Genomic DNA, 22644 nt, shown 5'->3' with positions numbered 1-22644 from the left:
TCTAGCTGGTGGCTGACCATTTCCAGCCGTCGGACGATCAAGCACCGCGACGACTGCGGGCTGCACTACGAGTATCGAGCGCAGGGCAAGGTTGGCTGGCGACGCGCGGTCCTCTTCCCCGACGTCGACTGCGAGCACCCGCCAATGAATCTGGACGGTATGCCCAAGACGACGGAGTACCCAATCCCGTCCGACATGGAATGCGGCCCGGCCTATCTCGTCGAGTCAGTTAGCGTCGGATGCACGTGGTTCCAGCGGAAGGTGCGCCGCCTGCGGAAGCCTGACGTCTTCACCGATTTTGAGATGGTGGGCTGCAATCCGCCCGACTGATCCATCCCTTCCCAATGCGAAGACCCTAGAACAGAGGTCCGGCCGGCGTGATGGTGGCTGGGCCTTCTGCTGTACAAAGGCGAGCAGTGAACCCACAGCTTCGCGCCATCGCGAGCCTCAAGCGCGCCGGCTCAAGCTCCCATGAAAACATCGCTATGGCGTCATGCAGATCAGCTTTGTCGGGAACCCGACAAATAATTGAGAGCGATCACAAGCCTGTGAAGTAGGTTCATTTTGCGTTCGACGCGTGCAAGGCTGCATTTGGCAGTCAGAAACCACATGAGCTTAGATCTACAGTTGGTAAAATACTATTTTGATATCAGCGCAACAACTCGTGCCGTCGATACCGTCGGCAGCTATTTATCAAACATGACGCAAGTCCGAAACGAAGCGCTGCAAAAAGCTGCCGATTTTGCTTCGGATGTGAGTTGCCTGGAGGAGCCGGGCGCCATTGTTGTCACCGCACGAAACGCAGACGGCCTCACGATCCTGACTGTGAGCCTTGTCTGCACGGTTGCGGTATTGGCTGGAATCTAATCGGGAGGTCGAGCAGTGCCGGTAAGTCCAAAGCGTTTGAAGCCGCCAGCGTGGGTAGCCCGCCGGCAGTCTGAAGAAAGAGTAAAGCGCTGGGTTAAATGGGGCAAAGACGGTATAATGGCAGATCAGAAACAGCAGTGGGCCAACGACAACGATCTCGTGGGGGAAGGCACTCCGCGCCCACCGGAGCCTTGAGGGGGTCGAGGCTCAATGGGCGCGGAGGGCCGACACAATCGTGTCGACCACACCCAAAGCCCCCGTCGCTCTTGATCGTTCCGTGCCGCCGCGAGCGGGCGGCTATGCCCTCAGACATCGTCGTAAGTTTTGCCACCTCGTTGCGCCAATCTGCAACCTTACCGAGAATCGGCGGTCGAGGGCAAGGGATCGGGCGAATGCCGCGCTACTTCTTCGACAAAGCTAACGGCTGCAGTGATATCGGCAGCGAAGGCGTCATGTTAGAGGACGCCGAGGCGACCAGGAGATCAGCCATCGGTGTGGCGCTTGATGCAGCCGCCTTCTCACCCCCAATCGACGGTGAGCCGCCCGCTGTGGTGACGGTCCGCGACAACTCGGGGCTAATGATCCAGACCGTCTGGCATAGAGGTGCGCGAGCAGGCTCATACCTGAGCCATCGATGCCTTCGCCCCCCGGGTGCGAACAGGCGTCAAAGATCAGAACGTACGTTACTCCTTCTCGCCAGAGATCACGCTAGGCCTTCCCAGCCAGCCCCATCTGGATCTTGTTCTGAGGCTTCATCACCGCTCGGGTGGCCACTTTGCGTTCGTCGGCGGCGCGGGTGGCGGCGTCCAGTACGGGACGGGCGGCCTGCGCTATCGTTGGTAAGCTGCTGAGATTATTATCAAACTGATCCACTACCTCTCGATCCGTAGGCAGTGTCTGCAATTGAATTTGCGGCATGATTGTTCGCGGTTTTGCACAAAGGGCTCGCCAAAAGGCATTGAGGCTGACGGCGAGGGCGATAGATTTCGCGAACTTACAACGCTGCGAACTGACGCCTACGTCACCTCGATGCCGCACACGAGGCGCACGGTCATCACGATTGCGTTTGCGTTATCACGGACCGTTATGACAATCGCTCCGACGCTATCGAGGTTATCGATATGCGAGGCAAACTCAGAAGCCCGTTGGAAGGCTTCCCGCTTGACGTGATCAACCGATTGAAAGAACAACCCTACCGTGTCTCGCGTGAAAAAGCGCTCCTGAACATCAAAAAAATACCTCATACCAATCGCTCGTCTAACTCGTGTTCCGTGGGCATTGAAGCCGACTAAGTAATTGAACGCAAAGTACTGATAATCGTTTCAAAATCAAGCTCAACAAATTTAGCTTGGCTATATGCCGGTCGTCTCATTGGTCATAGACGGTCGATTTGTCTCGTTCCATCCCGGCCGAGACCTAGTAAAAATCTACTAGTCAATTTTTGGAGTGGGCATGTGAACGAAGCCGCTCGGTCACTGCAGCAGGCTATCAATGGCTGCGAGCGGGCTCGTGCGCTCATCGGCGGTCAAAGCGGCCTCAAGGTGCGAACCCTGCTGGACATGCTACTGATCGAGCTTGGCAAGGATCTGGCGAGAGCCATGGACTGCGACCCTCGCAGACCCAGCAGGCCGGAATAGACAAAAGCGTCTCGCAGATCGGTGAACTGCGGGGCGAGGGTTGCTCTGGGAGGCCACTGCTGCCGAGGCAAAGCGACAGCGTTTGGAAAGCGGAAGGCATCGATGGCTGCGCTCGCCCCAAATTACGACCGCGAGCGAGCGCGTCAGCTTTGCCCTAGGTCAAGGCGTGCTGGCTCCCGGCGCGCTGACCGCAGCGCCGTCGGTCGAGCCGCTCGTCCAACAAGTGTCCCGACAGCGGGAGACCATCGTTCCGGCACCGTCGACGGCAGTCGGCCGCGCCCTGCCACCCCGTAACCGCAGACCTGTCGCGACATCCCCATCGCGGCGGAGTGGATGCAGGTCTGCCGTGGCAAGGCCGACACAGGGCGATCGTGTGTCTTGTCGTTCCGCGATCGACATCCGCTTGACCGTTGCGACAGGGTCCGCAGCGGCTTCATAATGAGCGTCGCGCAAGGGAGCCAGGCGGCAGCGGCGTCGCGACGGGTGTGGCCCGCGGGCGTTTCCAATGCCGGCCCCTTGCCATGCCCACGGTGCGTGTTTCACGGAGGAGATTGCGTTATGCCGCGTCCGCGCGCCAGTCCCGATACGCCCCTCTCGCCTCTCGCACGACGGATCGCGGCGCGGGCCAAGGCGCTTGGGCTGATCGCGGCGACGCTCGCGGAGCGGTCCGGGATACCGCCGCAAACCCTGTCGCGGCTTCTGACCGGTCAGCAGGAAAGCCTGCGTGGAGACGCGAGTCTCACGCGGCTCGCGCATGTTCTGAAAACCACCCCGGCTTGGCTCGAAGGGGCGGTGACCGATCCCGCGATCCCGCCGCAGCCACCGTCGCCTCGGTCCGGCAATCGCGCTGTGATCGCACCGCGTCCGAGGCTCAGCCCGGACGCGCTCCTGGACTATGAGGACGATGCCCGCGAGGCGCTGGCGCTGCAGGCCGGGGACGCCCTTGAGCCGCTGATTCAGGCGGCTTTGGCGAAGCCCTTCCTCGGAACGACGCGCGACATGGCGGCGGGGCAGACCCCAGTCCTGCGCGACGCGATTCCGCGATTTGGTCCCGGTGCGAACGGCCGAGTGGCGCTCGACGAGACAGTCGGTTCGCTGGCGAGACCACTGCCGTTGACAGGGTGTCGCGGCGCCTACGCGATCACCGCGGGAACCGGCCTCGAGCCACGCTATCGAGCGCATGAGATCGTCGTGGCAGCGCCCGGTTTATTGGTGCAGGCCGGCGACTGGGTCGTGGCGGTGACGGGCGATCCATCCGGGCGAGCCGGCATTGGCCGCCTTGGGCATATCGGCCGTCTCCTCAGCCTGCGACGCGCCCATGCGATCGTCGCAATCGGTGACGATCTGGTCTCATCGTGCCTGCCGATCGATCGGCTCATCGCCGTCCACCCCATCGTCGTTGCCGGTGAGGCCGACCTGTCTCGTTGGGCGAAGCCCGATTGGCGGCTGCGCTGACCGGAGCTCAGCCATCGTGACCGGCTTTCATTCGCTTTTGACGCTGCAGCACCCGGCAGTCGCCGCCATAGCGGAGGACCAGCGGAGCAAGCTGCTCTGGCGCCACCGTGCCGCTGTACAGTGCACAGGGCCGCCAGCGGCCGTGCACAAAGACCGGTTCGAGGCCGAGGGCTGCGACCTCCGCCGGGTCGGGATCATGGTCGAGCTGCAGCAGGATCGGCAATGGCGTCGCCTCTGGCGGCGCCGGTTCCGCCGGGTCGGTCGTGCGCAAGCTTGCACCGAGCGCGTCGCGCAACCGCGCGCCCGCGGCGTCGATGCAGCGTGCCGCATGCAGCAGGGTGCCCCCGATGCGATCCGGCGAGGGACCGTCGAAAGCCTCGACATGCGCGGCGGTGTTCGACAACCGCTTCAGCAAATTCGGCATCAACTGGACCCGGAGCCGTTTCAACTCGGCCTCCAATTCGCGCGACTGCACCAGCATGGTGCGGGTGATCTCGTCTTCGTCTGACATCCGTGCCTCCCGTGTGACGCCTGGATCCTGACGCGAGCCGGCGCCCCGGTCGATCGACGACGGCTGCAGACAGCTGGAATTCGAAAAACTTCTGTGGATCAATAGCTTATGAAATAATCCAAGGTTCTTGATTCGAGCTCGTATCACGATTTTTGGAGGCGCTTGTTCCTACTTCGTTCGCACGATCGATCGCACTGCGCCGCTTCACTCGGCCGGCGGTTCTACGCGCTGCCTATGGCAGGCGCCTGGCGCTGGAGCCGAGCGACGAATGGCGCGGATACACGCCGCGAACCGACGATTGGGTCGCCGGAGAGGTGATGCTGCCCAACGGCGCGGCGCCCGCCTTTCGCGACTGGATGACGCTGTGGCGGGCGGTCGATGCCCGCGGAACGCGCGCGCAGGCTGACGGCGACGGACGTGGCGGCGTCACCGGGCTGGAGCTGCTGCTGGGATTGCCGCGCCTGGGCGAGCTGACGCTGGAGGAAATGGCAGATCTGGTTCGAAGCTTCTGCACACGCTTTCTCGCCGAACGTCTCGCGGTGCAGTGGGATATCCATGCGCCCGAACCGCGGCTGCAGCCCGTCGATGAGGACGGCGTCGCCGTGGCCGTCCACGCGCACGTTCTGGTCTCGGGCCGGCCGTTGCGCGGCGATCGTGTGCTGCCGCGTCGCAATCGCCTGTTCGATCCGGTCGCGCGCCCGGGCTATCACCGCACGATCGGCTGGCCACGCGAATGGCGTCGGGCTCAGGAGCGATTCTTCAGCGAGCGCGGCATTGCCATGGCGGTAGCCAGTCCCTGGGACGCCGGTGAGCGCCCGTTGGGTCGCTTCCGCTTTGCCGCCGAACGACGCGCGGCGCTGGCTGATCTGCGCCAAACGTGCCGCGATCGGCTGCGGGATCCCGGTGCCGTCATCACTGTCTTGCTGCGTGATCACTGGACTTTCCGCCGCGCGGATCTCGCCGCCCTGCTGAGCTCGGTCTTCTCGGACCGCGAGCAGCGCGATTCTCTCGCGCGCGCCGTCCTGAGCCATCCCTCCCTCCAGCTCGCGCGATCGAGTGGCGGCGTGCCATGCTGGACGACGGCGCACTGGGCGCATCGCGCCGCCCGCGCGATCGCCGCTGCCGCGGCCACCCGCCCGGTCGTCCACGAGCCGGACGAAGATCGCGACACGAGCGAGGCCTGGTTCGACCTGCCATGGCCGGACGAGCTGCCCCCATCACGTTTTCCCGGCGTGTGCGATGGCGAAACCTGCACCGCTGCCGTTCTGCGCCTCGCGGACCAGCGCCAGGCCGCAGGCCAAGCGGTGACGATCGCGGCCCCGACGACGGTGGCCTATGCCCGTATGGAGCCCGTCCGCGCGGCTGGCCACGCCGTGTACGCCGCGCAGGCGCTCACGCGCCCGGACCATCCGCCGGCCCCGATCGCCAGGCCTATTCTGGTGCCATTCGCCGACGCGCTGACGGATCCAGACCTTGTCGCACTGCTCGCCGTTGCCGAGGCAAGCGGGGCACCTCTGTACCTGCTGCCCGACCCCGAACACCCCATGTCGGCCCGGCCGACTCTCTTGGTCGAGCTGCAGGAACGGGGGCTCCTCGCCGCCCTTCCCGACGCGGCGGGACCGCTGCGCTCGCCCATCGCCCCGCACTGGCAGATCACGCCCCTCGGTTCGGCAGCGCTCGCGGCGCTCGTGGCCCTAGCCGCCAGTTCCGGGCGACCGATCGTCGCGACGGGCGCCACATTGGTTCGCCAACTCGCCGCGCGGATCCGCGCGAGTCGCGTTGCGACGGGCGAGGTCGATACCGGACGCCAGGTCACCATCGGCCGGCTGCCACTGTCACCCGGTGATCGGATTTTCGTCGTCTCGGCTTGGGATCGCGCGGTTCCGCCACGCCCTGTCGCTGGGTTGCGGGCCGGCACGCATCTCAGCATCGTCGATACGGACATGGCCTCCGGCACGGTCACGGCGCGCGGCCAAGACGGCGAGACGGTGACGCTCGCGAACGGGACCTCGCCCGACCTCGTTTATGACGGCGCTCTCACCCTGCGCAGCGCGATCAGCACTGGCGTCACCGATGCCAGGCTCGTCCTCGATGACCCGCAGACGGTCGCCCGAAGTCTGCAGCTGCACCGCGCCGGCCCAGACGACGTGGTTTGGCTGACGCCCGAGGTCGCCGCGGCCTGGGACTCCGCACGACGGCATCGTGCGGGCGCGGCGCCAGCTCCGCTCGCGCCGCCGGTGCCCGATCGGCCACGTTCGGGACATGTCGACGACGACAGCGACATCGCCCTCGACAGGCCGCCGGACGGATCGGAGACGGATCAGGAGCCGGAAGGGGAAACAGAGCCCCGCGACGCACCGGAGAACTCCGAGGACGTGGACGAAGAGGCCGATCCGGACGCCTTCGATGCGGATCGCGCAGCCTCGGAGCGTGACGAGTACGGCAACGACTGACGGGACTGGTTCGAGATGGACACCCGGGCCTGCGCCGACCCGGGCCCGATGCGCCGGCCGATCAACACCGAATCGCCGGTTCCTGCCATGACCGCGACGCCCGGCGAGACTGCGACCGCCGCAAGCTAAATGAACGGAACTCCACCGCCGCCTCCCTCGGATCGGCGGCGGCGACACGGCCGCGTCGTCGAGCCCGGTTCCCCGTCTCGTAGGGCTCAAGACGGGCAACAATCCCTTGCGAAGGCACGGCGGTAAGAGAAGGCTCGACACCGGCACGATCGGTGGGGACCGAAACCAATCGCATCCCGAACAGCAGCTCCAGGGAGCGCGTCGGGCTTAACCATCCCGGCAAAACAGCGGTAGGTTCTTCAGCTTAGCCACAACAAGCCATGCCGGCAGGATTGCAGGGCGTTAACGTTTTGTTAAGATGTGAGCCAGCCATCGCCGAGAGATGCCATGCCCTACGCCATCGTCGCAGAATGCCAGGGTCTGACAATTTTCAACCAGACGCGATCGGCCGCGGAGGCTTTGGAACTCGCCGTGGCGCGCCGGCGGACGGGCGCCGCTTCGGTGTTCGTCCGCGACGAGGCCTGGACATTGGTTCCGGCAGCGGCGCTGGAGGAGGCGGTGGCACGCGATCGTCGACACGAGCCGACACCCGCGCCAGCCGTGACCACGCTGACGTTTGGCAATTCTGACACACGCGCCTCAAGTGCGGACGAGGCGCCGCCGGTTCGGACAGGCCGCGTCCGGGTGTTCAAGGCCGCGGGGCTGCAGCGGCCACGCAGCTGACGGTTGCGGTTCCGGAACGAACCCGATCGCGCTTGGCCCGGCGCAAAATCGATGCGAGCGCCGCATGCGAACCGGTTGATCACCCGAGAACCGCCCGATCCGTCGTCAGGTGAGCGTGGTCGAAGGCATGAAGGTCCGGCCGGCCGTCCGCTCAAGGCCTGGTGTTCGGTGGCGCTCGCGTCCCGATGAGGGCGGCAACGCCAGTCTGCGGCAGGCGGTTCTGCTCTGCCCCCTTGCGCGGAGCGCGCCGGGATCCGTCGGTCGCCGGCTCACGTCCGGTCCGCCTCGGCCGACGGGATCAAGCGCTGCCGATCCTGCGACTCGTTTGGGAGGTCGCAGCCGATAGTCGGGGCACTTAGCTAATCCGCGAAGCCGAGGCGTGCCGGAGGCCGACAGATGGCTGCGTCGCTTCCGGACAACGTCGAGAACATCCCGGTCGGTCTACGCGCACCGTCGCCGGCCGCATCGAGCGGCTCGCCTCAGTTGAAGCCGGGTCAGCACCGCTGTCACCGCACCTGGCGCTCTGCGCATCGTCGAACCCGGTGACGACCTGAGCTTTACAGCGACCCTCCGGAGCCGACACGGCTATGTGCGAGGGCTAAACCGTGTATAGCACGCGCGGCGATCATGATGAGTGGCACGGTTACGAGGCTTGACGATGCACCCGTTTCACGCCGTTCAGGGCCCGGTTCGTGAGCGCGGCGCAGCAGGTTTTGTGTCCGGTGCGCGGCAGACTCGGCTCGTGGATCAGAGTCAGGCCGAACGCTGCGTCGTAGTCAACCAGCCTGTTCAGACCTGAGCCATTCGCGCGATCGCCGAGGACAGTCATTTGGCTCAAGATCAGGCTTGAAGCTCGCTACATGTATTTAAAAAAACATGGTTTAGGATCCGAGCGGGGGCGAAGGTTTTCCAGGCTTCTTACGGGATTTATTGCGCCGGGTCTACGTTCGCTACGTCTGCTCTCGTCGCAGAGGCGCATGATTCAGCTGCGGGCTAAGAAGCTGGCAAGTAGCCAAATATTTGATGTAAACTATTACATCAAAGCGGCTGAAAATGTTGGCGAACGTCTTGATGGACTAAACCCCTACGAACACTACGAATACATCGGTGATGCGCGACGGATCGAACCAAATCCACTGTTCGACGTTCATTTTTATCATGAAAGTTACCCTGACGTTGCTGCCGGAAGAATGTCTGCGCTGTTTCATTACATCACGCATGGGCATACCGAAGGTCGCGCCCCGCATCCGCTCTTCGACGCAGATCTCGTACGGGCCCAGACCCGGAACGAGAACGATCCGCTGGCGGCCTATCTGGCCGCCATGCCGGGATCAGTCCGACCGCACGCGGATTTCGACGAAGCGTTCGTTCTGAAGCAGATCGGTTCGGAGCTCCGCACCGGTGAAACAGCACTCGCAGCCTATCTCCGCCTCAGTCATACCATCAATCCTTCTGCGGAATTCGATTGCACCGAATACCTGTTATCCTATCCCGATATCAAAGATCTTCATCCATTTTATCATTATATTCGTTGGGGTAAGGCAGAAGGTCGGAGCATCGGCGCAATCTCGAAAGCCTTGAGAGGTGTCGTTGACGAAATCGAATTTGCCGCAACACGCGACCCTGACATCGTCCCTCCCTACACGGATATCAATTTTCTACCTAAAGTCGTAAGATTGTCGAACAAGTCTATCAAGGCGGAACTCATGGCGGCTTTGTTGTCTGCCGTGAGTCCAAATCGGCAAACGGTCTTGTACCTTGTGAACGATTTTGTCGCAGGGGGGGCGGAACGGGTGCTGGCCAATCTCGTCTCGGCTCACCAACGCGATGTTGCGATTGAACAGGTGGTCGTTCTGGCGACGGGAGGCGTGGCCGACGCGGCGCAGGCTTGGTTGCCGCACTCCGATCTCGTCGTCGTCAACGTGGCCAAACAGGTCGCCGGCATCGACAACATTCGCGAGGCGGCCTCCGTAATGGCCACCTTTCTTCAGCTCCTGGCCGTGCGCGCCGTCTGCGTCATCAATTCCGAGCTTGGTTGGTCGATGATCGAAATGCATGGCGAGGCCCTGCGTGCGAAGACCCGGCTGATGGCCTGCGCCTTCTGCTACGACTACGATAGCTACGGGCGCCGCGCCGGCTATGCTTGGACAGAACTGGCAAATTCGTTCAGGCACCTGGACCTGCTGATTACGGACAATACAAGCTTCGCCTTCGAATTGAAGGGTGATTTCAGGCTGTCCGACGACGATTTCTCGCGCATTAAGGTGCTTTACCAGCCGGCTCGCGACGCGGCCGCAGCGGCGCAGCCTCGGTCACAGGTGATCGGGTCCGGTCGGCCGAGCGTCCTCTGGGCAGGCCGCTTCTCGCGTCAGAAGCGCGTCGGCCTGGCCCTGTCGATTGCGTCCCGCATGCCGGGCATCCAGTTCCTGTTCGCCGGCGGGGAAGCGCAAGACATCGAACGGCTGCCGGGTCCGCCGCCGCCGAATGTCAAGTTCCTCGGACGCTTCACCGATTTCGCGGCCTTGCCGTATCGCCGGTGTTCGGCATTTCTCTACACATCCGCATGGGACGGCCTTCCGAACGTCTTGCTTGAGGCGGCCAGCGTCGGCTTGCCCATTGTCGCGCCGGAGATCGGCGGGATCCCGGAGCTGATCCATCAGGACACCGGCTGGCTCGTGGCTGACCATTGGGAGCCAGACGCTTACGTGAGCCAGTTGCGGGCAGCCCTGGAGCAGACTGACACGGCGCATCGGCGCACGCGTGGCCTCCGTGATCTCATCGACGAACGCCATGATCCCCAGACATTTACGGAAACTGTCCGGTCCATGTTCGCAGATTGCTCACGTCCGGCGCGGCGCCGATGACGCCATCCGTCGATGTATCGTTGATCGTCAACCTTCACCGTGAGGGTGAGCTTTGCCTGCCGTCGATCGAGAGTGCACGGTCAGCCATCGAGACGGCGCGCGGCGCCGGCTTGACCTGCGAACTCGTCTTGATGCTGGACAGCTGCGATGCGCCGACACGGGAGGCCGCGGAGCGAACCAACCACGGGGCACGGCTGGCGTTTACGGACTGCGGTGATCTCGGGGATGCCCGCAACCACGCCGTGGCTGTCGCGGCAGGCCACTTCGTAGCGTTCTTGGATGGCGATGATCTGTGTTGTCGAAATTGGCTGGTCCGCGCTTTGGCCGAGTGTCGCTCATACTTAAGCCTGAGCATCGTTCATCCTCAGATGAATCTGTTTTTTGGACGGCGCTACAAGAATTACTTCTGGCTTCATCCCGACATGCGCCACGACGACGTCATGATGTCTCGTCTGCTTGTGGAAAATCTATGGACATCGTCGGTGCTCGCTCCGATAGACATCTTTCGCGAAATTCCCTATACGCGAAATGATATAAGTAGCGGCTTTGGCTATGAAGACTGGACATGGAACATTTCAACTGCCGCACGCGGGATAACACATATCGTCGCTCCAGATACGATACATTTTATTCGAAGAAAACACAGATATAGCCTGATGGCTGCATCGAATGAAGCTCATGTGATCCCGCGGCTGGCGGGCTTCTCCAGCGAGCATCTGTTCGATCCGGCGTTCTTGGAAAGGCCGCTGGGCCGACATCTGTCCGTGCCGACAGCCAACCGCGGCTGATACGGTGAGATCGTCCGGCAGTCGCAGGCTCTCAGTGCACCACCACCGCGGGCGCTACGCTTCGTCTCAGCTATCTTGGCAGGTAACGCTGAGACGATCAGGCGAAGAGAGATTGTCCGGTTGGCCCTGTGGCCTGGAGCAGGGCATATGAGCGTTCGCCCTCGAACGGCCGGACGGGGATCAGCCACGGTTCGCGCGCCACGTGCACCGTGTGGAGAGCAGTTGTTTCAGCCGGCATTCGGAACGGCCATTCCACTCGGACAGCCGTGGGTCGGTCTGGGATGCCAGGCGGCAGTTCCTGTCTACGCTGCTGGCGACGCGCGCTGTGAGCACGAAGGCGAAGCTTGCCTGATGCGGGGGAGACGTTCCCAGGGTCAGGTGCGAATCAGACAGACGCCCGTCGCCGGAGGGCGTCACGGCGATAACGACCCGGTGGGCTTGTGCGAAACATGCTGGCCGCCGATGCCCCTGGTCTCAGAGCGTCGGCCGCGGCAGCTTGCGGCCTGGTCCGACCCGGAAGAACTGCGCCCTCGCCCAAGCGGCCTCACCTGGCGAATGCGGGCGCAGTCATGGGTCGGCGGCATGCCGAAGCGTTCTGAGCTCACGCGCAGCGTCTTCCGGCGCGTAGACTATCGGCCCGCCGAGCCTGTGTCGGTCGTCGCACGGCCCCGCGCGTGCCGCCCGGTTCCTTCACGCCGCCGCTCTCTTGCGGCGTCCGCCTTTCGGTCGAACACGGGCTGAGGCTTCGAAATCGATCGTCTTGAGCAGGGTCCAATCGACGCCCGGCGGCAGCGGTGCCGTGGCATAGGCAACGAGTTCGGCATCGGTGAGCTGACCGTCATCGCGCTCGTGCGTATCGCCGAGTTCGTGTCCGACTTGCAGGCGGACGGCACGAGGATCGAGGCGCAACTCCCGGTCGTTGCGGATCTTGCCGGTGCGCAGGGCGTGGAACGTGCCGGACCGTTGCGGATCGACGTCCGCGGACCTGTACAGGCGACGCATCCGCTTCTGCGCTGCATCCGCCGGATCCTTCGCGGCCATCAGGGCTGGGAAGACGGGACCAGATCCACGCTGCGCCCAACTCAGGAAGCCGCACTCGGCGAAGATGTCGTGCAGGACGAAGAACGACAACGACTCGTCGGTCTTGGACGGAATTGGGCACCAAGCCCCGTTCCGCCACTCATGCGATTGGGGGAAGCAGACCCAGGCGCCATTTTAGCGCTTGATGTTCTCGCGCCGCATATGGGCGAGAAGACCGATCCGACGGCCGGTCAGCAGGCCGAGGGGGACGAGGAGCGCGTCCGACAGGATGCCGGAGGCGATACCCCTGGCCACCACCGGTCCGAGTTCATCGTGAGCGGGTGCGGTACGGCGCTTTGGCGGGGCAGCCCGCTTCGGGTTGACGATCCGGCCGGCGAAACCGATGGGCACGCGCGCGTCCGTGCAGGCCTGGCGCAGAATGCCCTTGATCCGGTTCAGGTAGCTCTTGATCGAATTCTGAGCGAGGCCTGGGGCTTGTCGTTCACGATTGGCCGCGACCAGCGCCTTGATCTCCAGCGGATCGTAGCCGTCTTGCTTGGAAGTGTTGGGCGGCAGTCACGCCAGGGCGTTGACGAAACTCTGCAGATCCTCCCGGCTGTAGGCATCGACCGGCCGGTCACCGATCAATCCGATGAACACCATCTTGCGGTGTTCGAGCGCACCGACCTCGGGATCGTTGGGGCCGTGGGTTTCGCGCTTGGCGGCGATAGTCTTGTCCGCCGCAACGCTGAACGGCATGCCCGTCGGGCCGGGCGCCTGGCGCGCGATGCGGGCGAGCAGTTCCGCTTGCTGAGCCTGGATCGCGTCGAGTTGGCTCTGGATCGGATCGAGTTGGCTCTGGATCGGATCGAGGGCCTTTGCCGCCTGCGGCGGCTTGCCGATGAGAGCGCGTGCCGGGTTTTCCTCACCGAGGGCGGCAAGGAACGGCGCCTCGAAGCGGATCGATCGGTTCGCGAACACGCCACGCCCCGCGGCGCGATCGAGACCGATCTGGGCAAGGGCGTCGAAAGCCGCCCCAGTGGCCGGCTCGCGGACATCGTCCGACAGCCGGCTGTCGCCGAGTGCGTTCAGGCCGAGCAAGGTCGGCACTGTAAGGGCGAGGCGTCGTTCCACGGACCGGCGCGCAAGGGCGGGATCGGGGGGCATGGGCTGTGCTCCCAGGCGTTCGAATTCGAGCCTCGCCAGACCCGCGAGGACGTCGGCGGCCCGACGTGCCCGCGCATTCGGCACCGGCCCGAGTGTGATGCGAATCGGGGCGAGTTGGAAGCACGGATCAAGGCTCTTGGGAACCCGGATCTGGAAGACGCAGGCGGTGCCGTTGCGGGTGAGATGGCGCGAGCGCACGTGTACAATCCCGTGTACAGGCCGGGATCGTCGGGTCGGGTCAGCAGAGCGGAAACGCTGGCTGGGAAAGTGGCGGAGACGGAGGGATTCGAACCCTCGATACCCTTATTAGGGGTATGCTCATTTAGCAAACGAGTGCCTTCAGCCTCTCGGCCACGTCTCCGTTGTGGTCGGCTCTAGAAGTTCGCCCTGCGTCGGTCAACCCGCTTCGCTGCGGTTGGGATCGGGGCGCTGCAATACGGCCGCCTGGGGCGTGGCGATGCGGCGCTCGTAGTGCTTGGCGACGCGGAGGTGCCGGGAGATCGCGTAGTTCATCGCGGTCAGGAAACCGTAGACCCCGCGCACGCAGTGACGGCGGCCGAAATAGGCCTTGAGGAAGTTGCCCGGCAATTCGACGAAGACACGCCAGGCGGGGATCTCCACGCCGCGCGCTGCGAGGTCGTCGGCCTGCTGGTCGGAATAGCGGTTGAGCTTGTCCAACTGGTCGCCCAGCGAGCGCACCGAGAAATGGTGGATCACGCCCGCGAGCCGGCCCTCGGAGGCGCCGGGCTGCATCTCCACACGGTCGTGCACCGTGGAGGGCGAGTAGCGGCCGCGATCCTTGCGATAGAGCCGCACGGGGGTGAGCGTATACGCCCAGGGATGCGGACGGGACTCACCCGGAAAGATCTCGGCGATGCCGATGCGCCAGGCCGGGTGGGCCGGCTCGCCGCCGGCGAAAACCGCGCGGATGCGCTCGACGAGGTCCGGTGGCACGACCTCGTCGGCGTCGAGGTTGAGCAGCCAGACGTGGCGGGATTGCTCTTCCGCAAAACGCTTCTGCGGGCCGTAGCCGGGCCAGGCGTTGTGGATCACCCGCGCACCGAGCGACGCGGCAAGTTCCTGTGTGCCGTCGGTCGAGCCGGAATCGACCACGACGAGGTCGTCGGTCAGGTCCCGCACCGCACGGATCGTCGCGCCGATGCGGTCGGCCTCGTTCCGGGCGATGATGAAGACGGAGAGCGGAAGCGCGGACATGTCTTGATCAAGCTGCTGCGCCGCTGGCTCTATCCGCCGAATGTCCGGCGAACAAGCACGGCCCGGCCCCTCAGGATTGCGTCTCGGCAAGCCGCTTGCGCTGGACCTTGCCGTTGGCGGTGCGGGGCAGCGCGTCGAGGAAACGGATCTCGCGCGGGCATTTGTAGGCGGCGAGCCGCTCGGCGCACCAGGCGATGAGCGCCCCCGCGTCGGGCTCGACGCCGGGTTGCCGCACGACGAACGCCGCGATCACCCTGACGTCGGCGCGCACGGCGAGTTCAGTGACGCCGACATCGGCGATGGCGGGATGCCCGGCCAGTACCGCTTCGACCTCGTTCGGCGAGACACGGTAACCCATGGCGTTCATCAGGTCGTCGTTGCGGCCATGGAACCAGAGGTAGCCGTCGTCGTCGAGACTCGCGAGGTCGCCGCCGGTGAACCACTCGCCGCGCAGCACCGCCGCCTCCTCGTCCGGCCGGTTCCAGTAGCCGAGCATCAGGCCGGGCTCGGAACGGTGGATCGCCAACAGCCCGGTCTCGCCCTGCGGCAAGGCTTCCGGATCGCCCTCGACGGCCAAGATCGCGATGCGGCGGCCGGGCTGCGGCCGGCCCGGCGAGCCGGCACGCACGGGAATGGTCGGACCGCTCGACACGTAGGTCGAGATCTCGCTCATCCCGAGCGCTTCGTAGAGCGGCTTTTTGGTGGTTGCCGTCCAAGCCTCCAGAAGATCTGGCGGCAGAGCCTCCCCCGCGGTGACGCCGTGCCGCAGGCTCGAAAGATCGTGCCGGGCGAGGTCCGCGTATTTGAGGATCTGGCGGTAGACGCTGGGGACGGCGGCAAACAGCGTGGCGCCGTGCGCCGCGATCAGGGCGGCCCAGATCCCGCGCTCGCGCGGCCCGTTGTAGATCACCGCGGTGGCGCCGCAGGCCCAGGGGTCGGTGATGCCGACGCCCAGCGTGTAGGTCCAGTTCATGGCGCCGGCATGCAGCATCACGTCGTCCTCGGTCAGGCCGAGCCAGTGCGCGTGCATCGGCCGCCGGCCCCAGATCGCGCGGTGGGCGTGGAGCACGCCCTTGGGCGAGCCGGAGGTGCCGGAGGTGTAGACCAGCGTCGCGGGATCGTCGGCCGCGGTGTCGGCGTAGTCGGCGACCGGGTCCCCCGCCTTCATCGCCGCGATGTCTCCGGCTTCGAGGACGATGCGATCGCCGGCGCGGTCGAGGACGGTGTCGCGCCCGACCACGACGACGGAGGCGGCGGAATCCTCCATCAGGAAGGCCGCCTCGGAGGGTGTCAGCTGGGACGAGGACGGCAGCGCCACGAGCCCCGCGGCGAGTGCCCCGAAATAGACGAGGACGTAATCGGCCTCGTTGCCCATGCGGATCATCACTCGCGCGCCGGATTCCAGGCCGAGCCGGGACAGCCCCCCGGCGATCGCTCGGATGGCACGGTCGGCCTCGGCGTAGGTGAGCCGGGTGACGGCGTCGCCCTCCCCGACCATGACCAGGGCGATCTTGTCCGGGCGCAATCGGGCGTTCTCCGCGAGGCAGTAGCGGGCGGCGTTGAAGCGCCGGGGCGGCGTGCGGTCTTCGGCGGCGGACACGGGGTGGAGGCTCCGGTGGCTCGGGCGGGTGAGGATGGTGTCAGGCGCGTCGCGGCGAGCGTCAAGCTGTCGTCACGGTTGGCTCCGATGCTGGTCGGCATGATCACCAGACGCAGTTTCGTCGCTGCCGGGCCGGCGCTTGCCCTGTCCGGCAGCATTCCGGGGCCGGCCTTCGCGACGACGTCCTCGGCCGAAGAGGCCTTCGCGCGGATCGAGGCCGCGGTCGGCGGCCGCCTCGGCGTCGCGACGCTCGACACGGGCTCGGGACGCCGCCTGTCGTACCGGGCCGAGGCGCGCTTCCCGCTCTGCAGCACCTTCAAGCTGCTCGCGGCGGCCGCGATTCTCGCGCAGGTCGACAAGCGCCGCGAGCAGCTGGATCGGCGGGTCCCGTATACGACAGCCGACCTGGTGGATTATTCGCCGACTACGAAAATCCGGGCCGCGGAGGGCGCAATGCCGTTGGCCGACATCTGCGAGGCGGCCATCACCCTGAGCGACAACACCGCCGGCAACCTGATGCTGGCGCAGATCGGCGGTCCGGCCGGCCTGACGGCGTTTCTCCGCGCCGGCGACGATGCGGTGACCCGCCTCGACCGGATCGAGCCGGACCTCAACGAGGCCCTCCCCGACGATCCGCGCGATACCACGAGCCCGAGGGCCATGGTGTCGGATCTCGAGAGGCTCGTCGTCGGCGACGCCCTGTCGGCAGGCTCGCGCGGGCAACTGACGGCCTGGCTCCTGGCGAACCAAACCGGTGGGACCAGGCTGCGGGCCGGGATGCCCCGGGACTGGCGCGTCGGCGACAAGACCGGCACCGGCGACCGCGGGACGGCGAACGATGTCGGCATCCTCCTGCCGCCGGGCGGCGCGCCGATCCTCGCGGCCGTCTATCTCACGGAATCGACGGGTTCGGCCGAGCAGCGCAACGCAGCGATCGCCGACACCGCGCGCACGATCGTTCGCACGCTGACTTGAGAGCAAACTTCGGCTCGCTGAGCGGGTCAGCTAGACAGGTTTCGGGACGACGTCTCGCTGGCTTTCCAACGCAAACTTGCAACTGCACAAGAAGTTGACCGAACGAAACGTTGGTGTGTCGACGCGTGTCCGCGTACCGCTCGATCCGGGAAAGACAGGATCCCGTTTTCCGAAAATATCATGCGATCACAAGGACCTGGGGCGCTCTGGAGTTTCCGGCGGATCTCGGCGCGATCGAAGGAAAGTCCCGGCGGCGATAACGAGCCGTCTCATCGAGCAACCTTGAGTACGAGTAAACGGGGCAACCGATCGATTTGCCACGTCGTTCTTATCAGGGGTTAAATCGCGGGCCGCCGGGCGACGCTATGAGGCCCACGGATGAACGGACGGCCGTCAGAATGGATAACCCCCTTGTCCGGAAACTTCAGCGCTTCGCGCGTCTGTCGTCCGAGGATCGCCAAGCGCTCAACGAAGCCGCAAGGCTGAACGTCCGCAAGATCGGAGCCCGCGAGGATATCATCCGCGAGGGCGAGAGCCCGGATCAGGTGAACCTGATCCTGTCGGGTTGGGCCTGCCGCTACAAGCAACTCGAGGATGGCCGCCGGCAGATCATCGCGTTCTTCCTGCCCGGCGACCTCTGCGATACTCACGTCTTCGTCATGCGGGAGATGGACCACTCCATCGGCACGCTCAGCGCGGTCACCCTCGCCGAGATCGGCCGCGATACGCTCACGGCGATCACGGAGGAGCGTCCGCGCGTCACCCAGGCGCTGTGGTGGGAGATGCTGGTCGCCACCGCCGTGCAGCGGGAATGGACGGTCAATATCGGCCAGCGCACGGCGACGGAGCGGCTCGGTCACCTGTTCTGCGAACTGTTCCTCCGAATGCGAGCCGTAGACCTCACCGACGGCACCTCCTGCGAGTTGCCCGTGACGCAGGTCGATCTCGCCGATGCCCTCGGACTGTCGAACGTCCACGTGAACCGGGTGCTCCAAGAATTGCGGGCGAACGGCCTCGTCACCCTGCGCGGGCGCCAGTTGACGATTCCCGATCTCGCTGCACTAAAGGCTGCGTCGCTGTTCAATCCGAACTATCTTCATCTCGATCACGTTGGCCGACATCTGGACGCCAACGAGGATTAGGTATCGAGGCAGGACGTCGATGTTGGAGTTGGCCCCGGCGTCCCCGAGGGGAATCATGCTCGCGCCCCGCGTCGACGATAGCGAATCGGACTCCTGGCCCTTCTGCAGTGGAGCGATGGCCGATGGAATCCGGAGGCACGATTGGACCGCGACGCCGCTCGGTCCGATCGCCCACTGGCCTGCCGCCCTGACCTTCGCCACCACGGACATCCTCGAGTCCCGCTTCGCGAGCTTCATAACCTGGGGACCGGAGCACATCGGCCTCTATAACGACGCCTTCATCCCGATCATCGGCGACCGCCCGAACCCACTCGGGCTTCCCTTCGACAAGGCGTGGGCGGATATCTGGGGCGCCATCGGCCACGTCTACGAAAGTGCCTTCACGGGGACGTCGAGTTATTTCGAGGATCTGCCGCTCGACGTACCGCGGCCGGGCCTGCCGGACCTGTCCTGGTGGACCTTTTCCTACGCGCCGATCCGCGACGAGACCGGCCGGATCGGCGGCGTCCGGGCGACCATCCTGGAGACGACGGCGCGCGTCAGGTCCGAACGCAGGCAGGCACTTCTCTATCGGATCGCCGATGCGCTACGCGGACTGAGCGATGCCGGCGCCATGGCCACGGCCGCCTGCACCGAACTTGGCCGCCATTTCGGCGCCGATCGGGTCGGCTATGCCGAGATCGACGCGGAGGATGGGCTCGCGCGTATCGGCCAGGGCTGGACCTCCGACGAGCGTCCGCACCAAGTCCGCAGCTTCTCCCTGGACGCCTTCGGCGCGGCTTTCGCCGATCGCCTCAGGTTGGGCGAGACGACCGCCGTGAGCGAGGTCGGGCGGGACCCGCTGACCGCCGGTAGCGCCCTCTACGAGAGCTTCGGGATCGAAGCCTTCCTGGTCGTGCCGCTGATCCGCCAGGGGCGCTGGGTCAACGCGCTGAGCGTCGGGATGGGACGGGCCCATTCCTGGACGGAGGAGGAGCTCAGCATCGCCGCGGCCGCCGCCGAGCAGACCTGGGAGGCCGTGAAGCGCGCGCGGGCGGAGGATTCCCTTCGGGAGAGCGGCAGGCGCCTCGATGCGGCGCTGGAGGCCGCCAGGATGGTGGCTTGGGACTGGGATCCCGCGGCCGATCGGGCGAGACTGTCGGGTGGGGCAGGGGCATTGTACGGCCTGCGCCCGGGCGAGGCGATCACGTCCATCGTCGACGGCATGGCCTGCGTTCACCCGGACGACCTGAAGCGTCACATGGCGACCGTCATGGAAGCGGGTGCCGCACTACGCAGCTACGAGAGCGAGTTCCGCATCATCCGGCAATGCGACGGCGAAACGGCGTGGCTCGAGGAGCGCGCTCGCCCGGAGATCGATCCGCTGACGGGAAAGACCATTCTCACGGGGCTGGTCTGGGACGTCACCCGGCGCAAGAGCGCTGAACTCGCAACAGAACAGGCCCAACGCGAGGTCGGCGAGGAACTGGCGGTCCTGACGCGTCTGCACGATTGGGCCGTGCGCGTCGCAAGGCCGTCCGAGTGGTCGACGCTGATCGAGGAGATGCTGGACGCCGTCATGGTCCTGCTGAAGGCCGATTTCGGTACGGTCCGAATCCTCGATCCGGATGATGATACGCTGACGGTCATTACGCATCGCGGCTGCGCCGGCAGCTACCTCAAACAGTTCGCCACCGTCTCGGCGAGCGACGAGACCCTGATCTTCCATCGTCCCTTGTCGACAGGGCAGCGGGTCATTGTCGACGACATGCCCGCCAACCTGTCCGAAACCCTACGCGAGTCCTCGTCCAAATACGACGTCCACGCCTTCCAGATGACACCGCTGTTCGATCGGACCGGCGCGCCGGTCGGCCTCCTGTCCACGGGCGTCTGCCGGCCGCAACGGATGACGGAACGGGAATGGCGGCTGGTCGATCTCTACGGATCCCAGATCGCCGACGTGATCGGCGCGAAGCGCGCGCGCGACGCGGTCGCCGCCAGCGAGGAGCGGCAGCGCCGGCTGATCGAGAACGTGCCGCAGCTCGTCTGGCGCTCGGCCTGGGACGGTCACGCCACATGGCATAGCCCGCAATGGTTCGCGTATACGGGTCACCGTCGTGAGGACAGCATCGACCGCGGCTGGCTCGACGCCATGCATCCGGACGACCGCCCGGTGATCCTCGAAGCCTGGTCGAGGGCCAGGGAGCGCGGCGCCTACGAAGTCGAATGCCGGATCTGGAGCGCGCAGGAAGGGCGCTACCGCTGGTTTCAGGAGCGTGCCATCGCAGAACAAGTCGGCGATGCCGCCGACGTCGAGTGGATCGGCACCTCCACCGACATCGACGCTTTGCGCACGCTCCACGAGCACCAGCGCGCCCTGCTCACCGAGTTGCAGCACAGGGTCCGCCAGACCCTTTCGCAGTTGCGCACCATCGTGCGCCGCACCGCCGAAACCCGTGACGACTTCGATGAATACGTGCTCAGGCTCGACAGCCGGCTCGGCGCCCTCGCGCGTGCCCAGGGTCCGGCATTGCGCGATCCCAATGCCGGCGTCGAGCTGTCCGAACTCGTCGCGAACGAACTCACGGCCCATCAGGCACGGGAAGGCCAGCGCGTGTCCGTCTCCGGTCCGTCGCTGCGCCTGCGTCCCAGCGCCGCCGACATTCTGGGGCTGGCGCTGCACGAACTCGCGATCAACGCCGTCGAACACGGCGCGCTCTCCGGTGAGCGCGGCCGGATCCGGGTCTCCTGGCAAATCGAAGACGGGACCGGCGATCGGTGTCTCCAGTTCACCTGGACCGAAGCCGCCTGCGCCTTGCGGGAGCGAGCCGGGCCAACGCGCGAAGGATTCGGCTTATCGTTCCTCAAGCGCACGCTCGCGGACGAACTCAAGGCGAAGACCGTCATCGCCTTCACACCGCGCGGGCTCAGTTGCACGATCGCGCTTCCGCTCACCGAGCGGGTCGCCCAGCCCTGACGCTGCCGCAGGGCTGATGGCCAATGGCCCTTCCGGCTGACGTCTTCGGGCCGGACGGCTCTCGACGGCCTGCCGGTGCGCCACAGGTTCAGCGCATCCCGCAGCCGCCCGCTATCACGGCGGCCGCCCTCACCGGAGAGCCAGAATGACGGACGCCAACGGCGTGACGCGCATCGCACTGAACGACGGCAACGGCATTCCGCAGCTCGGCTTCGGCGTCTACCAATTGCCGGATGCCGAGACTCCGGCGATCGTCGGTTCCGCGCTCGAGGCCGGCTACCGCTCGATCGACACGGCCGCGATCTACGGCAACGAGGCGGGTGTCGGCCGGGCGCTGCGCGAAACCGCGATCCCGCGCGAGACCATCTTCGTGACGACGAAGCTCTGGAACGACCGCCAGGGCTACGACACCACCCTGACGGCCTTCGACGAGAGCCTGGCGCGGCTCGGGCTGGAGACGGTCGACCTCTACCTGATCCACTGGCCCTGTCCGCAGAAGGACAGCTACGTCGACACCTGGAGGGCCTTGGCGCGTCTCAAGCAGGAGGGCCGGGCCCGCTCGATCGGCGTGTCGAACTTCACGGCCGAGCATCTGGAGCGCGCCATCGCGGAGACCGGCGTGACCCCGGCGGTCAACCAGATCGAGTTGCACCCCCATTTCCAGCAGCGGGCTTTGCGCGAGGTCCATGGCCGCCTGGGCATCGTCACCGAAGCGTGGAGCCCGCTCGGCCAAGCCAAGGCCCTGAACGATCCGGTGCTGACGGAGATTGCACGGCGTCACGGGCGCGGCCCCGCTCAGATCGTGCTGCGCTGGCACATCGAGAACGGTCACGTCGCGATCCCGAAATCGGCAACGCCCTCGCGGATCGCCGAGAATGTCGCGGTGTTCGACTTTTCGCTGACGCCGGAGGATCGCGCGGCGATCGACGGGCTCGACCGGTCCAGCGGACGGATCGGCCCCGATCCGGCGAGCTTCAGCTGACGCCGGATTCCGGCGGCGGCAGCATGTCCGGGGGGCGCGGAAGCGCAGTACCGCCCCTGCGTTCGAGCATGCCCGGGACGGGCACCGGCGCATCGATGGTGCAGACGACGCCGCCGGGCTCGTAGTGCAACGCGACCTCGCCCTCCAATTCGCGGGCGAGGCTGCGCTCGATCAGGCGCGAGCCGAACCCCGTGCGGGTGGGACGCCGGACCGGCGGGCC

At 65.6% G+C, this 22644-nt stretch carries 19 protein-coding genes, 1 tRNA gene and 1 pseudogene; 12 read left to right on the top strand and 9 right to left on the bottom strand.

Annotated elements, in window-relative coordinates; all coding sequences use genetic code 11:
• The 3 genes from MHA02_RS22065 to MHA02_RS22960 form a co-directional block, all read left to right on the top strand.
• The coding region (locus MHA02_RS22065; RefSeq protein WP_170249066.1) for a hypothetical protein at positions 1-330 on the top strand (330 nt) is incomplete at its 5' end.
• Positions 331-609: 279 nt separating this feature from the next.
• The gene (locus MHA02_RS06605) at positions 610-867 is read left to right on the top strand and encodes a DUF6894 family protein (protein WP_147077790.1); all 258 of its coding nucleotides are present in this window, start codon (positions 610-612) and stop codon (positions 865-867) included.
• Positions 868-965: 98 nt separating this feature from the next.
• On the top strand, positions 966-1718 hold the full coding sequence (locus MHA02_RS22960) for a DUF6894 family protein (RefSeq protein WP_373866681.1): 753 nt from the start codon (positions 966-968) through the stop codon (positions 1716-1718).
• Between the two features lie 165 nt (positions 1719-1883).
• Here the strand turns inward: MHA02_RS22960 and MHA02_RS22955 are convergent, their stop codons facing one another.
• Positions 1884-2111 carry a DUF6894 family protein gene (locus tag MHA02_RS22955; RefSeq protein ID WP_373318392.1) on the bottom strand — a complete coding sequence of 76 codons (228 nt, stop codon included), beginning with the start codon at positions 2109-2111 and terminating at the stop codon, positions 1884-1886.
• Positions 2112-2942: 831 nt separating this feature from the next.
• Here MHA02_RS22955 and MHA02_RS06600 point away from each other — a divergent pair.
• Complete coding sequence (locus MHA02_RS06600; protein WP_170249064.1) at positions 2943-3959, top strand: helix-turn-helix domain-containing protein; 1017 nt, start codon at positions 2943-2945, stop codon at positions 3957-3959.
• A gap of 7 nt (positions 3960-3966) precedes the next feature.
• Here the strand turns inward: MHA02_RS06600 and MHA02_RS06595 are convergent, their stop codons facing one another.
• On the bottom strand, positions 3967-4470 hold the full coding sequence (locus tag MHA02_RS06595) for a hypothetical protein (RefSeq protein WP_147077787.1): 504 nt from the start codon (positions 4468-4470) through the stop codon (positions 3967-3969).
• Between the two features lie 152 nt (positions 4471-4622).
• Between MHA02_RS06595 and MHA02_RS06590 the strand changes: the two genes are divergently transcribed.
• The 4 genes from MHA02_RS06590 (at position 4623) to MHA02_RS06575 (ending at position 11367) form a co-directional block, all read left to right on the top strand.
• Complete coding sequence (locus MHA02_RS06590) at positions 4623-6923, top strand: MobA/MobL family protein (RefSeq protein ID WP_147077785.1); 2301 nt, start codon at positions 4623-4625, stop codon at positions 6921-6923.
• 456 nt (positions 6924-7379) lie between these two features.
• Positions 7380-7715 (top strand): hypothetical protein, encoded by a 336-nt coding sequence (locus tag MHA02_RS06585; RefSeq protein WP_147077784.1) that lies wholly within the window; start codon positions 7380-7382, stop codon positions 7713-7715.
• Between the two features lie 977 nt (positions 7716-8692).
• Positions 8693-10579, top strand: a complete 1887-nt coding sequence (locus MHA02_RS06580) for a glycosyltransferase family 4 protein (RefSeq protein WP_147077782.1) — start codon at positions 8693-8695, stop codon at positions 10577-10579.
• Positions 10576-11367, top strand: a complete 792-nt coding sequence (locus MHA02_RS06575; protein WP_147077780.1) for a glycosyltransferase family A protein — start codon at positions 10576-10578, stop codon at positions 11365-11367. Before MHA02_RS06580 ends, MHA02_RS06575 begins: the two co-directional genes overlap by 4 nt.
• Before the next feature lie 690 nt (positions 11368-12057).
• On the opposite strand, the gene MHA02_RS06570 is transcribed toward MHA02_RS06575, so the two are convergent.
• The 6 genes from MHA02_RS06570 to MHA02_RS06545 all read right to left on the bottom strand — a co-directional run bounded on the left by MHA02_RS06570 (position 12058) and on the right by MHA02_RS06545 (position 16369).
• Positions 12058-12498, bottom strand: coding sequence for a site-specific integrase (locus MHA02_RS06570; RefSeq protein ID WP_147077778.1), 441 nt, complete (start codon positions 12496-12498; stop codon positions 12058-12060).
• An 84-nt stretch (positions 12499-12582) separates the two neighbouring features.
• Positions 12583-12798: a hypothetical protein gene (locus MHA02_RS06565; protein WP_147077776.1), complete on the bottom strand. Its 216-nt coding sequence runs from the start codon at positions 12796-12798 to the stop codon at positions 12583-12585.
• Positions 12799-12963: 165 nt separating this feature from the next.
• A complete protein-coding gene (locus MHA02_RS06560; protein ID WP_147077774.1) occupies positions 12964-13752 on the bottom strand; it encodes a hypothetical protein in 789 nt (262 codons plus the stop codon).
• Positions 13753-13822: 70 nt separating this feature from the next.
• Positions 13823-13915 (bottom strand) — tRNA-Ser (locus tag MHA02_RS06555).
• A 35-nt stretch (positions 13916-13950) separates the two neighbouring features.
• Complete coding sequence (locus MHA02_RS06550) at positions 13951-14769, bottom strand: glycosyltransferase family 2 protein (protein ID WP_147077772.1); 819 nt, start codon at positions 14767-14769, stop codon at positions 13951-13953.
• 70 nt (positions 14770-14839) lie between these two features.
• Positions 14840-16369 carry a class I adenylate-forming enzyme family protein gene (locus MHA02_RS06545; protein WP_147077769.1) on the bottom strand — a complete coding sequence of 510 codons (1530 nt, stop codon included), beginning with the start codon at positions 16367-16369 and terminating at the stop codon, positions 14840-14842.
• Positions 16370-16468: 99 nt separating this feature from the next.
• On the opposite strand from MHA02_RS06545, the gene bla reads away from it, so the two are divergent.
• The 4 genes from bla (at position 16469) to MHA02_RS06525 (ending at position 22424) form a co-directional block, all read left to right on the top strand.
• A complete protein-coding gene (bla, locus tag MHA02_RS06540) occupies positions 16469-17344 on the top strand; it encodes a class A beta-lactamase (RefSeq protein ID WP_147077767.1) in 876 nt (291 codons plus the stop codon).
• A 398-nt stretch (positions 17345-17742) separates the two neighbouring features.
• Positions 17743-18486: a Crp/Fnr family transcriptional regulator gene (locus tag MHA02_RS06535; RefSeq protein ID WP_147077766.1), complete on the top strand. Its 744-nt coding sequence runs from the start codon at positions 17743-17745 to the stop codon at positions 18484-18486.
• Positions 18487-18601: 115 nt separating this feature from the next.
• Positions 18602-21442 (top strand): PAS domain-containing protein, encoded by a 2841-nt coding sequence (locus MHA02_RS06530; protein ID WP_170249062.1) that lies wholly within the window; start codon positions 18602-18604, stop codon positions 21440-21442.
• Positions 21443-21587: 145 nt separating this feature from the next.
• The gene (locus MHA02_RS06525) at positions 21588-22424 is read left to right on the top strand and encodes an aldo/keto reductase (protein WP_147077762.1); all 837 of its coding nucleotides are present in this window, start codon (positions 21588-21590) and stop codon (positions 22422-22424) included.
• Here the strand turns inward: MHA02_RS06525 and MHA02_RS06520 are convergent.
• Positions 22417-22644 (bottom strand): annotated as a pseudogene (locus tag MHA02_RS06520) (hypothetical protein); the annotation flags it as partial. The gene MHA02_RS06525 and the pseudogene MHA02_RS06520 sit on opposite strands and share 8 nt — an antisense overlap.

It is taken from the genome of Methylobacterium haplocladii (assembly GCF_007992175.1).
GTDB classification, from domain to species: domain Bacteria; phylum Pseudomonadota; class Alphaproteobacteria; order Rhizobiales; family Beijerinckiaceae; genus Methylobacterium; species Methylobacterium haplocladii.
The sequence above is the reverse complement of the archived record's forward strand: the minus strand, read 5'-3'. Positions and strand labels throughout refer to the sequence as shown.